At 59.6% G+C, this 14,107-nt stretch carries 12 protein-coding genes and 1 riboswitch; of the genes, 5 read left to right on the top strand and 7 right to left on the bottom strand.

Going from position 1 to position 14,107, the window contains the following annotated elements; translation table 11 throughout:
* Positions 1 to 14 precede the first annotated feature (14 nt).
* Both EOD29_RS29640 and msuE read left to right on the top strand, forming a co-directional pair.
* Positions 15 to 1,262 (top strand): SfnB family sulfur acquisition oxidoreductase, encoded by a 1,248-nt coding sequence (locus EOD29_RS29640; RefSeq protein ID WP_127248692.1) that lies wholly within the window; start codon positions 15 to 17, stop codon positions 1,260 to 1,262.
* A 105-nt stretch (positions 1,263 to 1,367) separates the two neighbouring features.
* Positions 1,368 to 1,928 (top strand): FMN reductase, encoded by a 561-nt coding sequence (msuE, locus tag EOD29_RS29635; RefSeq protein ID WP_127248691.1) that lies wholly within the window; start codon positions 1,368 to 1,370, stop codon positions 1,926 to 1,928.
* Positions 1,929 to 2,877: 949 nt separating this feature from the next.
* Here msuE and EOD29_RS29630 read toward each other — a convergent pair.
* From EOD29_RS29630 to EOD29_RS29595, 7 genes are all read right to left on the bottom strand, one after another.
* Positions 2,878 to 3,693, bottom strand: coding sequence for a hydroxymethylpyrimidine/phosphomethylpyrimidine kinase (locus tag EOD29_RS29630; RefSeq protein WP_063169417.1), 816 nt, complete (start codon positions 3,691 to 3,693; stop codon positions 2,878 to 2,880).
* Entirely contained in the window at positions 3,684 to 4,289 is a 606-nt protein-coding gene (locus EOD29_RS29625) for a thiamine phosphate synthase (protein ID WP_063169416.1), read from the bottom strand. The genes EOD29_RS29630 and EOD29_RS29625 overlap by 10 nt, the downstream gene beginning before the upstream one ends.
* Complete coding sequence (locus EOD29_RS29620; protein WP_024504259.1) at positions 4,286 to 5,059, bottom strand: thiazole synthase; 774 nt, start codon at positions 5,057 to 5,059, stop codon at positions 4,286 to 4,288. Before EOD29_RS29620 ends, EOD29_RS29625 begins: the two co-directional genes overlap by 4 nt.
* A 1-nt stretch (position 5,060) precedes the next feature.
* Complete coding sequence (gene thiS / locus EOD29_RS29615; protein ID WP_024504260.1) at positions 5,061 to 5,258, bottom strand: sulfur carrier protein ThiS; 198 nt, start codon at positions 5,256 to 5,258, stop codon at positions 5,061 to 5,063.
* Positions 5,227 to 6,228 (bottom strand): glycine oxidase ThiO, encoded by a 1,002-nt coding sequence (gene thiO / locus EOD29_RS29610; RefSeq protein WP_063169415.1) that lies wholly within the window; start codon positions 6,226 to 6,228, stop codon positions 5,227 to 5,229. The genes thiS and thiO overlap by 32 nt, the downstream gene beginning before the upstream one ends.
* Positions 6,225 to 8,060 carry a phosphomethylpyrimidine synthase ThiC gene (gene thiC, locus EOD29_RS29605; RefSeq protein ID WP_063169414.1) on the bottom strand — a complete coding sequence of 612 codons (1,836 nt, stop codon included), beginning with the start codon at positions 8,058 to 8,060 and terminating at the stop codon, positions 6,225 to 6,227. Before thiC ends, thiO begins: the two co-directional genes overlap by 4 nt.
* A 103-nt stretch (positions 8,061 to 8,163) precedes the next feature.
* Positions 8,164 to 8,280, bottom strand: a riboswitch (TPP riboswitch).
* A 317-nt stretch (positions 8,281 to 8,597) separates the two neighbouring features.
* Positions 8,598 to 8,861, bottom strand: a complete 264-nt coding sequence (locus tag EOD29_RS29595) for a hypothetical protein (RefSeq protein ID WP_082826710.1) — start codon at positions 8,859 to 8,861, stop codon at positions 8,598 to 8,600.
* Between the two features lie 491 nt (positions 8,862 to 9,352).
* On the opposite strand from EOD29_RS29595, the gene EOD29_RS29590 reads away from it, so the two are divergent.
* The 3 genes from EOD29_RS29590 to EOD29_RS29580 are packed head-to-tail and all read left to right on the top strand — an operon-like array spanning position 9,353 to position 13,811.
* A complete protein-coding gene (locus EOD29_RS29590; RefSeq protein WP_127248690.1) occupies positions 9,353 to 10,690 on the top strand; it encodes a metallophosphoesterase in 1,338 nt (445 codons plus the stop codon).
* A 2-nt stretch (positions 10,691 to 10,692) separates the two neighbouring features.
* Entirely contained in the window at positions 10,693 to 12,759 is a 2,067-nt protein-coding gene (locus EOD29_RS29585) for a hypothetical protein (protein WP_063169412.1), read from the top strand.
* Positions 12,756 to 13,811, top strand: coding sequence for a hypothetical protein (locus EOD29_RS29580; RefSeq protein WP_063169411.1), 1,056 nt, complete (start codon positions 12,756 to 12,758; stop codon positions 13,809 to 13,811). The genes EOD29_RS29585 and EOD29_RS29580 overlap by 4 nt, the downstream gene beginning before the upstream one ends.
* Positions 13,812 to 14,107 lie beyond the last annotated feature (296 nt).

Genomic DNA, 14,107 nt, shown 5'->3' with positions numbered 1-14,107 from the left:
CAAGGAGCCATGAAATGACTGTGTCCAACGTCAAGACCGACAGAGCCGCGGCCGCCGTTCCACCGGTGCCGCGTCCGGCTACCGCCGCGCATATCATCAAGGACGACGCCGAAGCGATCGCGGTCGCGCATCGCCTTGCGGCCGAGCTTGTCAAGGGTTCTTCCAAGCGCGATCGCGAACGGATCTGGCCGGTGGCCGAGCTCGACCAGTTCTCGCAGAGCGGCCTGTGGTCGATCAATGTGCCGAAGGCGTTCGGCGGACCTGAAGTGTCCTACGCCACATTGGCCAAGGTGATCGAGATCATCTCGGCGGCCGATTCCTCGATCGGCCAGATCGCGCAGAACCACCTCGGTGTCGTCGCGGCCATCCGCACCGTCTCCGACAAGGACCAGCAGGCGCTGCTCTTTGCCGAAGTGCTGAAGGGGACGCGGTTCGGCAACGCCTTTTCCGAATTCGGTTCTAAGCGCGCCGCGGATTTCGAGACCAAGTTCACCGATGCCGGCGACCATATCATCGTCAACGGCCAGAAATTCTATTCCTCCGGCGCGCTGCTTGCCCATCTGGTGCCGATCGTTGCACTCGACGATCAGGGCCGGGCCTGGTACGCCATCGCCGATCGCGGCGCGCCGGGACTGACGGTGATCGACGACTGGTCGAGCTTCGGCCAGCGCACAACGCTGTCGGGCACCGTCATCATCGACAACGTCAAGGTGCCGAAGACGCATCTCGTTCCGGGCTACAAGGGTTACGACAAGCCGACCGCAGACGGCGCCATCTTCCAGATCATCCAGGTGGCGGTGGACACCGGCATCGCGCAGGCGGCGATCGACGAGACGGTCCAGTTCGTCCGGACCAAAAGCCGCGCCTGGATCGACAGCGGCGTCGACAATGCCTGGGACGATCCCTACACGATCCAGGCCATCGGCGACCTGACGCTCCGCCTGCATGCGGCCCAGGCGCTGCTGGAAAAGGCCGGCCACGCCATCGACCGCGCGGTCGCCGAGCCGACAGCCGAGAGCGTCGCGCATGCGCAGATCGTCACCGCCGAAGCGAAGATCCTGTCGACCGAGATCGCGATCGCGGCGACCAACAAGCTGTTCGAACTGGCGGGGACGCGCTCGACGCTCGCCGAGCACAATCTCGACCGTCACTGGCGCAATGCGCGCACCCACACGCTGCACGATCCGGTGCGCTGGAAGTATTCGATCCTCGGCAAGTATTTCCTCAACGGCGAGAACCCGCCGTTGCACGCCTGGAGCTGATCGCGCCGGCCCGCCGAGGCCGGCAGCCTCGGCCACGCTTTCGCCAAGCGGCGGCCGGCAGGGCCGCCCAAATGTCAATCCGGAGCACCCTTGGAGGTCCGTTCCATGTCCAGCCCAGCAATCGTCGGCTTTTCCGGCAATATCACCCGCCCGTCGAAGACGCGCAGTTTCGTCGATCTCGTCGTCCAGGACATCGCCGCGCGCCATGGCCTGACGGGGCACACCTATGACATCGACGATGTCGGTCCGTCGCTAGGCGCAGCCAAATGGTCGCGCGATCTCGATGACCGGGGGCAGGCGATCCTGGCGCAGGTCATTGCAGCCGACGTGCTCGTGGTCGGCTCGCCGACCTACAAAGGAAGCTATACCGGGCTGTTCAAGCATTTCTTCGACCTGATCGATCCGTCGGCGCTGAGGGGCAAGCCCGTGCTGCTGACGGCGACCGGAGGCGGTGAGCGCCATGCCCTGATCGTGGAGCACCAACTGCGGCCGCTGTTCGGCTTCTTCGAAGCCTTCACGCTGCCGACGGCTGTCTATGCCACCGACAAGGATTTTACCGATGGTGTGCTTCGGTCCGAACTTATCCTGAAGCGGGCGGCGCAGGCCGTCGACGGGATCGCCGTTCTGCTCGGAAACAGATCCGGTATCGGGATAGCAGCCGAATAGCCATGCGGGCGGTGTTCCAGCGGTAGCCGTAGAGTCTCGCTTTCTTGGCCAACCGACCGCATGACGGCGGATGTAAAGTCTGCCATTTTGTCGATCATCGCAAAAGCGGCCTGTCTGCTAGCGGCCCCGTTGCGGCCATTCTTACTCCCGCACTTTGGCTTTTCCAGCGCTAAACCGGCCTTGGGCGATGAATGGAAACGGTCAGATGTTCCCGGTCTGTGCTCGAAAAGTCGCATAAAAGGGCAGACTGGTGTGACGTCCGGAATTATTGGGCCTTTCACGGGTTTACCGGTCCCGAATTATCGGTTGCTGGCGGGCGGGCTATGCGATTGAAAACAGGAGAGTTTTCTGGCTAAGGGTGGGGTTTCAGACTGAGTTTACCAATGCCCTTAATGACGATTAATTCTGGATTGGCATCAGGTGATTGGGTTTGCGCAGAATATAGCCGCCCTTATTGGTAAACCCGCTCACGGTCGACAACGGATTGGTCAACCTAGGACGACAGGATTGGTAAACCGGAGCCGCCCTATCGACGAAGGTCTAGCTTGGCGCATTCACTGTCGCCGGTAGGCAGATATTCGGGCGACAATCGGGACCAGCGTGCGACGCCGCCAAGCGTGAGACACGTCGGCTACGCCGCAAATCGACACGGTTTGACCGGGCGCAATACCGCACCGATCTTCTAATCTCGGCTTAATTCCGGAGAGAGGCAGATAATTCCGGACGCCACACTGATTGGTAACCTAAGGCCACCCACCACGCGGATTGGTAGCCCACAGGAATAGGTTTGGTAACCCTTATCGAGTGAGGGCCGCTCGTACCTTTCGGCGGGTTCGTTTCAGTTCTAAGCCCGGCTTAATTCTGGACAACGACAGATAATTCTGGACGGCACAGTGGAACTCAACGCGTTGTAAGGATGGCATAGAGAAGCAGTAGCCCTCCAGTCTCGCTACTGGAAAAATTCTGGAAAATGGGTCTGCTTGGCTGGACGCAGAACGTTGTGATTATTCAGCCGGCATTTCTGAAGCTTCTCGAACACAAACAGCTTGCCTTCGCGCACGCTATCTTCGAGCGACTTCGCCTTCGCCAGATGCGCCGCAATCGCGCTGGCCAGCATGCAACCTGTTCCGCGCATCGATATAGCAAGGCGCGGCGTGTCGAAGTGGATGGGTTCATGATCGGAGCGTAACAGAATATCGGCCGATCGGGGACCCGACGCGTGCCCACCCTTGATCAGCAGGGCCTGAGGGCCGACGGCCTGCAGTCTTTGTCCTTGTTGGAGCGCACCGTCCTCATCCGAAGCCGGTTCGGAACCAGTAAGGAGCGCCAGTTCAGGAAGGTTGGGCGTGACAATGCAGCAAAGCGGCATCAAATCGCGCTTCATGGCAGCGATAGCGCCTGCTTCCAGAAGTGCGCGGCCTGAGGTGGAGGCCAGCACAGGGTCGAGTACTGCCGGCACTTGCGGAAATTTGCGCAGCACTGCGGCAACGGCAACAATGATCTTGGCAGTCGCCAGCATGCCGATCTTGATTGTGGCTACGTCGTTGGCCTGTAGCGCGGCACACATCTGATTGGCCACCATGCTGGGTGGCGAATGATGGATTTCGATCACGGCGTCGTGCGTTTGCACCGTTAGCGCTGTGACGGCGAGACAGGTGCGCACGCCAACGGCAGAGATCGTCTCGATGTCGCGTGCTATTCCAGCACCCCCGCTGGAATCTGATCCGCCAACGACAAGCACATGCGGTTCTCGTCTCATCGCCATCGGTCCGTCTTTTCGATCCATTCTCGCGTGCGCGCTTCGGGGTCGAAGCTCAACGTGATGTCCGTGACCACTGCGGCGCTGTTGGCGCCGGCCTCAAAGACGCCGTCGAGGCGGTCGGGGTTGAGGCCGCCGATGGCGACCAATGGGATCGGCGCCACCCGCCGCTTCCACTCGCTGATCCGCTCTAGCCCTTGCGGTGCCCACTTCATTTTCTTCAAAGTGGTGGGATAGATCGGACCGAGCGCGACATAGTCGGGCTCGGCAAACATGGCCGTTTCCAGCTCGACATGATCATGCGTGCTCAATCCGAGCCTGACGCCCGCTGCCCGTATCCTCGAGAGGTCGGCCGTTTGCAAATCCTCCTGGCCCAGATGCACGAAATCGCAGCCTTCCTCGATTGCCAGGCGCCAATAATCATTGATGATGAGCTGGCTTTTGTGTTGGACACACCAGGCCTTCGACTTGCGGATCTCCGCGCGCAGCCCGGTTTCATCCATGGTTTTGATGCGAAGCTGAATCAGCTTGACGCCGAGCGGCGCCAACCTTTCGATCCAGGCGGCGCTGTCGACGATCAGGTAGAAGGGATCGAGCTTCATGAAAAAACGGCCCTGCCGACCATCGGTGTCGATGGCACGGCGACGTCGCGCGGTTCGAGCATTCCCGAACTGAACGCCTCACGACCGGCGTCGACCGCCTTACCGAAAGCACGCGCCATGCCGACCGGATCTGCCGCCTTGGCGACCGCTGTGTTCAGGAGCACGGCGTCAAAGCCGAGTTCCATGACGGTGGCCGCGTGCGACGGCCGTCCGAGCCCCGCATCCACAATCAGCGGGACGCCAGGGAAATATCCGCGCATCGAGCGCAGCGCCGTCATGTTGACCGGTCCCAAGGCGGAACCGATCGGTGCGCACCACGGCATCAGGACCTTGCAGCCCGCTTCCAGCAGCCGCTCGGCGACAACGAGATCGTCGGTGGTATAGGGGAATACCGCAAAGCCGTCCTCGCACAGGATGCGGGCGGCTTCAACCAGACCGAACACATCCGGCTGTAGCGTGTCGTGATTGCCGATCACTTCGAGCTTGATCCAGTTGGTGCCGAAGACCTCGCGCGCCATTTTCGCGGTGGTGACGGCTTCCTTGACGGAGAGGCAGCCGGCGGTATTGGGCAGGGTTCTGGCGCCCAGCGAGCGGATCAACGACCAGAATTGTTCGCCGGCCCTACCGCCCGCCATCTCACGCCGCAACGAGACGGTCACCACCGACGTGCCCGATGCCTTGACTGCATCGGCAAGGATGGCCGGCGAAGGATACTGAGCCGTGCCGAGAAGCAGGCGCGACGAAAGCTCGGTTCCATAAAGCTCCAACATGCTAGCCGCCCTGCATGGGCGAGAGGATTTCGATCCGGTCGCCGTCGCTCAACTGGAACTCCGCGCGGTTGGCTTTGTGCACGAGGTCGCTGTTGACGGCGGTGGCGAGCCAATCGCCCTCATAGTCGAGCGCGGCAAGCAACTCGGCCAGCGTGGTGGCGGCAATCTCACGCGCCTCGCCGTTGACCATCAGTTTCATGAGCATGCTCCTTGGTTCTGTCTTGACTGAAAACCAGGTCGGCAGCCTGGCGCGCCATGGCGGGGGCGAGGAGAAAACCGTGACGATAAAGACCGTTGATCGCGATGATCTCACCGTCTGTTTCGACGCGTGGCAAATTGTCGGGAAATGCCGGACGGACACCCACACCGGTTTCAACGATCTCGGCCTCACCAAAGGCCGGATGGAGGGCATGGGCGGCGCCCAGCAGCTCCATCATGGAACGCGCCGTCACCGGTCCGGCGCTCTGGCTTTCAATCATCGTCGCTCCGATCATGAAACGGTGATCGGTGCGCGGCACGGCATAAAGCGGAAAGCGTGGATGAAGCAAACGGACCGGCCGCGACAGCGAGACATCAGGCGTGCGAAGGATCAGCATTTCGCCGCGAACACCGCGCAGCCTGTCATCGGCCGCTGCCATTCCCATGCAGTCTATCTGACGGGCGAATCCCGAAACAGGCCGGGCGTCGCAGCCGAAGTGGAATTTGACACCCATGGTCGCAAGCTTGTCATGAAGTGCCGCCATCGCCGGGCGTGGGTCGAGGTGAGCCTCGTCGGGGAAGAGCAATCCACGCCGGAAGCGGCCGGCGAGGTCGGGTTCCAGGAGCGCAATTTCGTTTTCATCGACGCGCCGATGCCCTGACGTGCGACTGGCGAACCGGTCAAGCTCACCGGCATCACGCGGCGCGGCCACGACCAATGTCCCGGCCCGTGTCACCTGACCCGACAGCACCGCATCCCACCAGTCGGCAGCATCGCGTCCGAGATCCAGCACCGGCTGCTCCGCGCTTTCGCGCTCGCACCATGGCGCCAGCATGCCGCCGGCGAACCACGACGCGTTGCCACCAAGGCCATGCCGCATCTCGGCGACGGTGACCGTCGCGCCGCGGGCGGCGAGTTCGAAAGCGACGGTGAGGCCGGCAACGCCGGCCCCTTTGACGAGCACCCTCATGATGGTTTGGGAGCCTCTGGCACGACCGGTACGCCAGTCTCGTCCGCCTGCATGTAGAGATCGCCGCCCTCCCGGTATTTTGCCGCCATTGCCGCCATGCCTTCCTTCTGGGCCTCGGCACGGATGTCGTGGGAAATGCGCATGGAGCAGAATTTCGGCCCGCACATCGAACAAAAATGTGCCAGCTTGTGCGCCTCCTTGGGCAAGGTCTGGTCGTGGAAGGACCGTGCGGTTTCGGGGTCGAGCGACAGGTTGAACTGGTCCTCCCAGCGGAACTCGAAGCGCGCGCGCGAAAGGGCATCATCCCTGGTTTTCGCTGCCGGATGGCCCTTCGCCAGATCGGCTGCATGGGCGGCTATCTTGTAGGTGATCACGCCAATCTTGACGTCGTTGCGGTCGGGAAGGCCGAGATGCTCTTTCGGCGTGACGTAGCAAAGCATTGCGGTGCCGAACCAGCCTATCATGGCGGCACCTATCCCTGAGGTGATGTGGTCATAGCCCGGCGCGATGTCGGTCGTCAGCGGCCCCAACGTGTAGAACGGCGCCTCACCGCACACTGCGAGCTGCTTGTCCATGTTCTGCTTGATCTTGTGCATGGGGACATGGCCCGGGCCTTCGATCATCACCTGGCAGTCCTTTGCCCAGGCAATCTTGGTGAGTTCTCCAAGTGTTTCCAGTTCGGCGAATTGCGCCGCGTCGTTCGCATCGGCGATTGAACCGGGACGAAGGCCGTCGCCGAGCGAGAAGGAGACGTCATAGGCTCTGGCGATGTCGCAGATCTCCTCGAAATGCTCGTAGAGGAAGCTCTCCCGGTGATGGTGCAGGCACCATTTGGCCATGATCGAGCCGCCGCGCGAGACGATGCCCGTGACCCGGTCGACGGTCAGCGGGATGTAGTGCAGCCGCACGCCGGCGTGGATGGTGAAATAGTCGACGCCTTGCTCGGCCTGCTCGATCAGCGTGTCGCGGTAGACCTCCCAGTTCAGATCCTCGGCGATGCCGTTGACCTTTTCCAGCGCCTGATAGAGCGGCACCGTACCGATCGGCACCGGCGCATTGCGCACGATCCAGTCGCGGATGTTGTGGATGTTGCGGCCGGTCGACAGGTCCATCACCGTGTCCGCGCCCCAGCGGATAGCCCAGACCATTTTTTCGACCTCTTCGGCCATCGACGATGTGACAGCCGAGTTACCGATGTTGGCGTTGATCTTGACCAGAAAATTGCGACCGATGATCATCGGCTCGCTCTCGGGATGATTGATGTTGGCGGGAATGATTGCGCGCCCGCGCGCCACCTCGTCGCGCACGAATTCGGGTGTGACGAAATCTGGGATCGCCGCGCCGAAGGCTTCGCCGTCGCGTTGCAGCTTGCCGCGCATCACCTCGCGGCCGAGATTCTCGCGGATGGCTACGAACTCCATTTCTGGCGTGATGATGCCGGCGCGCGCATAGGCAAGTTGGGTCACCGCCTTGCCCTGCTTGGCCTTGAGCGGCCGATTGCGTATCGGAAATTCCGGTGTCAGGCGCTCGCCGGTGGCGAATCCATTGTCTTCCGGCCGGACGTGGCGGCCGTCATAGGCTTCGACATCGCCACGCGCCGTGACCCATTCGTGGCGAAGCCGGGCAAGGCCTTTTTCGATGCTGGTTTCGACTGATGGATCGGTGTAGGGGCCGGACGGATCGTAGACGGTGACGGGCGGTTCGCCGGCCGTCGGATGGACGGAAATCTCGCGCATCGGCACCCTGATCTGCGGGTAGAGGACGCCGGGCTTGTGGATTTTCCGCGAGGCGGGCAGTGGTCCCGTCGATACGGCGGGGGTGAGGGCATTCATCGTGAGGCTCCTTTGCTCATGCATTGGAGACCCAGTTCTGTGCCGGAAGGATGAAAAGACGCTTCTGTAGACCTGCTGCAACAGGACCTCGGGCGTAAACTCCCGCAAAGCGCTTGCACCGTCCCTACGCCAGTATGAACTGGATCAGGTTCAACGGGTCACTGCGCCGCGAAAGCCAGCAGTATCTCAGCCCCTTGCCGGGACTCCCCTGGTGAATGCCTTAGGTTGAACGGGCTGACGCTATCTTGTCAAGCGCATTCGGGCGCCTTCGGCCGGTGGCGACGACCGGCGGCCAGCCGGGCGGAGAGCTCGCGCATGCATCGGGGACAAGTCACGCCCCGTAGACCGGGGCTGAATGGCCAAAGCCTCATTCGCTTCGTGAAGGATGGAGAAACTGTATTGGCCATGTGCGCGTATCGACCAAGTAGCTCAGGCGGTCACGGATGTGGTTATTCTGGTCGAAGGTGACGAACGGCCTTGGGGGTCACCTCCTTTAGGATTCAGAGGTTGGAAGACGGCTTCTCGCGATCACGGCCATCAGGAAATACCTGTCTTCGGCTCAACCTCGACATGGCGTCCGATCGACCGCAGATATACAGCTATCTCGTTCATGAGATGATCGCGTTCGCCGTAGATTTCAGCAATCCTACGCAGCTGTGGCTCGACGGCCCTCCGTTGCGCTGGCGTGAAATCAGCATCGCCAAAGACGTATCCCAAGTTGCCAATCGCGCAAATTTTGCAGCCGGCGTCCACAACTGCTTGTACGAATGCCGGAATGTCTTTTTCTTGCATGGTCTTCATGTCGAACCTCTCGTGAATGGCGTGCTTGCGCCCCAATCTGCCTTTTCAGCGTGTCCTCTGGGCGGCGCAAGCCCTGAGCGTGACTGTGCACGGGCAACCTCGACTATCCCATCTGCCACGCTCTTTAGAATCGGTGGGGTCTGGTGATCGCAGGCTGGGCCACTCAAAAGCCTGCAAGAAGAAAGTCATGGCGACCATTGCTCAAGATCGCAAGGGTGCGTGCAAGACCTTCCGTTGGCAGTCATGCACGCTCGCTCAGAGATAGTCCGGCCGCGGAAATTCTCCCTTATTCGTAAGAAAGCTCATTGAGCAACTGGGCATTGAGCAACTGGGTCTCACGTCACGGGTCTCGTGTGCTTCACAGCCGAAAAATAGCCGCCGTGGCAATTCTCGAAAAGTGCAGGCTACCTCGTTAAGGACACTGCGGATGATCGTTCGCGCTTGGCAAAAGCGAACGGATTAGTCTATGGCTCTCGGCAGGGGGGCGAGTTATGCGGCGGGTGCGAATCCTTCAAGTAGGCGATATTCACTATCCGGACTGGCATCCTTCCTCTAGCAACATCGATGCCAAGGATAGCAAGTTCGCTCCGAAAATAACGCAGAAGCTACGCGCGTCTTCGCTGCGTGCCGTCTTGACGAAACTTCGGCGGCTGACGACTTCGAAGCCCTTGGATTCGATCGCCTTCATGGGGGATTTCACGAGCCGTGGCGACAAGACCTTCATTGCTTCGGCATTCCAGCATTTCACGTTGCTCTGCCGCGCACAGGGACGCAGTTCAAAGGCGCTTCCGTTGATATTCGTACCGGGAAATCACGATGTGAACCGTGATGACGCGCGCGAACTTGGACCGACTGAGAAATTCAGCGAAATGGCGAGTTTAGCCGCCCGCTTGGGTTGGCAGACCGTTCCCGTGGACCAACCCGTGCACTTCAGACTTCCGACAGGATCCGCAGGCGCAAACTTCATCCTCGTCAACACAGCGATAGGCAGTTGGGAGCTTCAAAACCTTCCCGCGTTCCTTCGTGATCGTCTCGAGGCACTCAGTCCTTCTACAGAGCCTGTAGATCTCGGCTCGCCGGACATCTCGGGACATTCGCCCGCGACACCTCCCAGCGATCCAGACAAGGAGGCGTCCGACGACGAGTATTACGGTCAGATGGACACGCCATACATCTCGCGTGAGATGCTTGCAGGCCTACAGGAATTGCTCCAGCAGCCCGACATGCGTTACGGCATCATAATCGGCCATCACAATCTGCTGCCACAAAAGACTCCGCGCATTACGCCATACGCGGAGATGCTCAACAGCGGATTTGTCAGAACTCAGCTGCTGCAGGGCAACAAGCCTATCGTCTACCTGCATGGACACATACATGCTGATCCGGTCGAGATCGTCAACGATCCAAGGTTTCCGGACGGCAAATTGATCTGCATCTCAGCACCAGAGATACAGTCAGGTTTCAATGAGCTCGTCTTCTTCACGACCGATCAGGGAGAGCTCGTCGGCATCCGACTTATACCCTACCGCACCAATGTCGCCGACGGGACGGTCATGGAAGGCGAACATTGCTTTATTTCGACCATGTCCAACGGCAAGGCCTTTCTGAACAACGACACGTTTGACCTGCTGCGCCGACTGCGCGACCATGCCACCAGGCGCGGGAATGGGTTACTCTTCTGGGACGAGATCACTGAGATTGCTGCCTCCGCCGAGCTCGGGCTAGATCTGGAAGACTCTCTTCTGATGCTCCAAGCGGCGCGCTTCATCGAGATAGACGGCCTCACCAAGGCAAACTCGGCTTGGCGCATTAAGGTAAGGGACGAATAGCGATGGAGAATCCGTTCGGCCCCAACAGGATCGAGTACGAAAGCCGCCCGATACTGTGGTTCAGTCAGAAGTCGGCGTTGATTTCTGCCGCCGCCAAGCCGGTCTTCGTCGCAGGGACGAGAGGCAGCGGCAAGACCAGCATTCTTCGCTCGCTTTCCACAGTCCATATTCTTGAAGACAAAAGTCTCTCGGACCAAGTCGGCAAGCTCGCTTGGTATGGCGTCTTCTTCCAGCTCAATGAGACATTCTCGCCCCTAATCGACAACGCCGTTCTGAACCTCATTCCGGAGCGGATACGCTTCGACACGGCCGCCGTGATCCCGCGGCAATTCGTAATCTTCTCTCACTATCTGGAGCTGAAGATAGTCGAACGCCTGCTCGAGAGCATCGGCCAGCTCAGACGCGACGGCCACTTGAAATACCGGGCCTCCGAAGATAGGGACGTCGCCCTGGCACTGCATCGCGAAGTGCTGCACTTCATACCCCAACCTGCCCGTCTCGACTTCTTCAGCATCGATGAGCTGCGGGGTGGGATAACCCGGTACGTCGACGAATGCTTCAACGCGTTCTTCTTTGCCGCCGATGCCGGAGCGACCGGCTTCAGAGCAACAGACCCTGGCGCGATCATTAACAAGGTCGCGACCGCGATCACTCCACTTTTAAATGGCCCATCTTTCGCCGGTGACAGGGCGCCCTTCTTCAAGATACTGATTGACGACTGTGAAGCACTGACACCGCTCCAACAGCAGTTCCTGAACACCTTGGTGAGAAAGACGCGCGGCAACGTGAAATGGGTCCTCGCCTACATCGGCGGCCTCTACGACACGATCCGGACGATCATACCCGGCCAGTCGCTCTCGAATGCTGACCGGGACGTCGAGAATCTTGATTCAGTCGATCCGAGGGAGTTCGCCACGCTGTGCGAGAACGTGTCGTCGCTTCGGCTGTACTATGCGCTTCCTGACCATCTGCGGAGTGATCTCGAGCGCAACGATGCGCTCAGCGCGTTTTCGCTCAAAAACCGGCTGGGGCGGCTTTCCGTCAATGACATCATCGAGCGGGTTATCATATCGGGTCATTCCGAGGGCAGAGAAGAGCTTGTGGCACTTGCTGATGCAGCACGTGAATTCCTCTCCGTGAATTTGAGGACGGCGGATCAGCAGCAATTCCTTCTTGATCGAAAAGCGCGCCCTTATGCCGAAGGGCTGGCGCTCGCGCTCATGAACCCGGAAATTAAGCGCCGGCCCATGAGCAAGGCGGATGCTTCAAATCTGAAGAGGTCGATCGCCCGGAAACAGGGATGGGCTTTTCTGAAAGCGTGCCAGATGCTGCGTCTGCATGACTACCCGTACGTAGGGCACCAGATCATCACATCATTGAGCGACGTCTGTATACGCGATTTCCTTGATATAATGGGAGAGATCTTCCGCCGCAGTGTTCCGAGTTCCAGTGATCCACGAAAACTGGTGGAATTCATCAACTCGGATTTACAGATTCATCTCGAACAGCAGAGACAGGCTGTGAACGCCGCCTCTCAACGGAAGCTTGATGGACTTCAGGCGCTTTCACATCCGTACGAAGAAGAGAGCGTGCGCATGGTGCGGGCGTTGGGTTACCTGACCGCTCGCCTCCAGACAGAGTTTGCCGAAGAAAATGCTCTAGGAACGACAGAGAGAGGCATTTTCAGGGTTGATCTAAAGGAAATGCGCTCGCTGGTGAACCGACTGGAGCAACCCAGCGGAAAACTGGACGAGGTCCTGCGTCGGGCGGAAAGGGATGGGTTTATCCGGGAGGTCTCCGCCGCCGGCAACTTTGAGGTGGACCGCGCCGACCCCGCATCGAAGGAGATGATGATCAGATTGCATCGGCGATTTGCACCTTACTTCGGGTTCTCCTATCGCGGCCCGTACGAAATCAACACAATCCCTGCGGCGCGGATGGTCGACCTGCTTTTTACCAGGCATCGGCTCCCAGAAGACTGGGCCGACTCGGTGTTTAAGGAGCTCGTCGCGCGGCCCGCACTCAAGACCGAATTCCAGCACTCGCTTTTCGAGAGCGATCTCGAATGACCGCTTCAACTGTCGAGTATCGAGTCTTCGGCCATCTGGCCGTCACCGAGAAGGCGAGAGATGCAGGTACCTGCGAAACGATGGAGGCAGATATCGCGATCGTCGCGCTTGGATGGGAAACGCGTTTCGCCGCGTTCGAAAACCATCTTGACCTGAAGGTCGGCAAGATCGTGGTTCTGGACTTTGCTCTGAAGGAAGCGAACGTCCCAGCCGTCGAAGAAAACCGGCGAAAGCTCATCGCTATGGGTACCCGATGGGGCGTCGAAGTGACTGTGATCACCCTCGAGCCTTCCATCGAGTATCAGAAGAACATCAATCTCCTCGATCACCTGCTCACTCAGATGGCCGCTTCATGTGGCTCATACGAAGGAAGCCTGCGGAAGGTTTTCGTCGAGTGCTCGACGATGCCGCGAATCTACATCCAATGGCTGATTGCGGTGGCATTCAAGAAAATGTCGATTCAGTCTCTCGAATTCGGGTACGCCGAAGGTATCTACGGGAACGCGATCGGCAAAGAGGATTTTTCCAGCGGCTTGGACCGATACGTCACCGTCCCTCATCTTCAAGGCAGCGGAGGAATGGGCGAAGAGAAAGTCCTGCTCGTGGGGATCGGAGGAGATGCCGACGTATTCTACGGATTGATCGATATCGTCAGTCCGGAACGGATCTCGCTCCTCGTCCCAAGAAGCGACAAGAATGCGCATATCGATGCTTTGCTCGATCAACAGGTGGCCAAGGTACGTGAAACCCACCGGCTCGAAGATGGCGAAGTTCGCGACATCCAGGCTTTCGGGCTGATGGCCCACCTCGATGCTTTCGAGACGTATCTCGACGGGTTCGGCTCGCGTGCGGTGGTGAACGTTTTTGTCAGCGGCCCGAAGGTTCAGGCCATCGCTGCTGCCGTGCTCGCCTGCTCCGACAGCCGCGTCCATCTCAAGGCAAGAATTCCCACCTCCTATGCCCATCGTGAAGTCTCAGCGAATGGGCGGTATCATATCTATAGGCTGATTGACCTGACATCCCCTGCCTGCAGCCTTCCCGGGACGTTCTGACACTATCTTGCATTCGAGTAGCATCATGGTCCCAGTAGCCGTTCCGCCAAGCCTTCAGCGCATGTTCGTGTCGCCCGATCCGGTCGATGGGGGGCTAATTCCCACTTGGAAGCTGCTCTACATCAGATCAGGGGGGAATGCAGACTGGCAGAATTCCGTCTAATTAGCGACTAGCTAAAACATATACTCAGGCGAGACTGTTCAGCATAGAAATAGTGAGTCGGCCGTGAACTATCCGCAAGCCATTGATCTGGCCTGTTGATTGAGGCGGATAGCGGCTTTGGAATTGCAGGATT

Origin of the sequence: Mesorhizobium sp. M1A.T.Ca.IN.004.03.1.1 (assembly GCF_003997555.1) — a bacterium.
Taxonomy (GTDB): Bacteria; Pseudomonadota; Alphaproteobacteria; order Rhizobiales; family Rhizobiaceae; genus Mesorhizobium.
Note: the sequence above shows the minus strand (reverse complement) of the source record. Positions and strands in the feature narration are given on the sequence as shown.

What these genes read in the sequence shown, in the direction of transcription:
- EOD29_RS29595 (WP_082826710.1), bottom strand. Translation starts at nt 8,861, where the DNA reads ATGAAGACCATGCAAGAAAAAGACATTCCGGCATTCGTACAAGCAGTT.
- EOD29_RS29640 (WP_127248692.1), top strand. Translation starts at nt 15, where the DNA reads ATGACTGTGTCCAACGTCAAGACCGACAGAGCCGCGGCCGCCGTTCCA.
- EOD29_RS29580 (WP_063169411.1), top strand. Translation starts at nt 12,756, where the DNA reads ATGACCGCTTCAACTGTCGAGTATCGAGTCTTCGGCCATCTGGCCGTC.
- thiO (WP_063169415.1), bottom strand. Translation starts at nt 6,228, where the DNA reads ATGAGGGTGCTCGTCAAAGGGGCCGGCGTTGCCGGCCTCACCGTCGCT.
- EOD29_RS29590 (WP_127248690.1), top strand. Translation starts at nt 9,353, where the DNA reads ATGCGGCGGGTGCGAATCCTTCAAGTAGGCGATATTCACTATCCGGAC.
- thiC (WP_063169414.1), bottom strand. Translation starts at nt 8,060, where the DNA reads ATGAATGCCCTCACCCCCGCCGTATCGACGGGACCACTGCCCGCCTCG.
- EOD29_RS29625 (WP_063169416.1), bottom strand. Translation starts at nt 4,289, where the DNA reads ATGAAGCTCGATCCCTTCTACCTGATCGTCGACAGCGCCGCCTGGATC.
- EOD29_RS29585 (WP_063169412.1), top strand. Translation starts at nt 10,693, where the DNA reads ATGGAGAATCCGTTCGGCCCCAACAGGATCGAGTACGAAAGCCGCCCG.
- EOD29_RS29620 (WP_024504259.1), bottom strand. Translation starts at nt 5,059, where the DNA reads ATGTTGGAGCTTTATGGAACCGAGCTTTCGTCGCGCCTGCTTCTCGGC.
- msuE (WP_127248691.1), top strand. Translation starts at nt 1,368, where the DNA reads ATGTCCAGCCCAGCAATCGTCGGCTTTTCCGGCAATATCACCCGCCCG.
- EOD29_RS29630 (WP_063169417.1), bottom strand. Translation starts at nt 3,693, where the DNA reads ATGGCGATGAGACGAGAACCGCATGTGCTTGTCGTTGGCGGATCAGAT.
- thiS (WP_024504260.1), bottom strand. Translation starts at nt 5,258, where the DNA reads ATGAAACTGATGGTCAACGGCGAGGCGCGTGAGATTGCCGCCACCACG.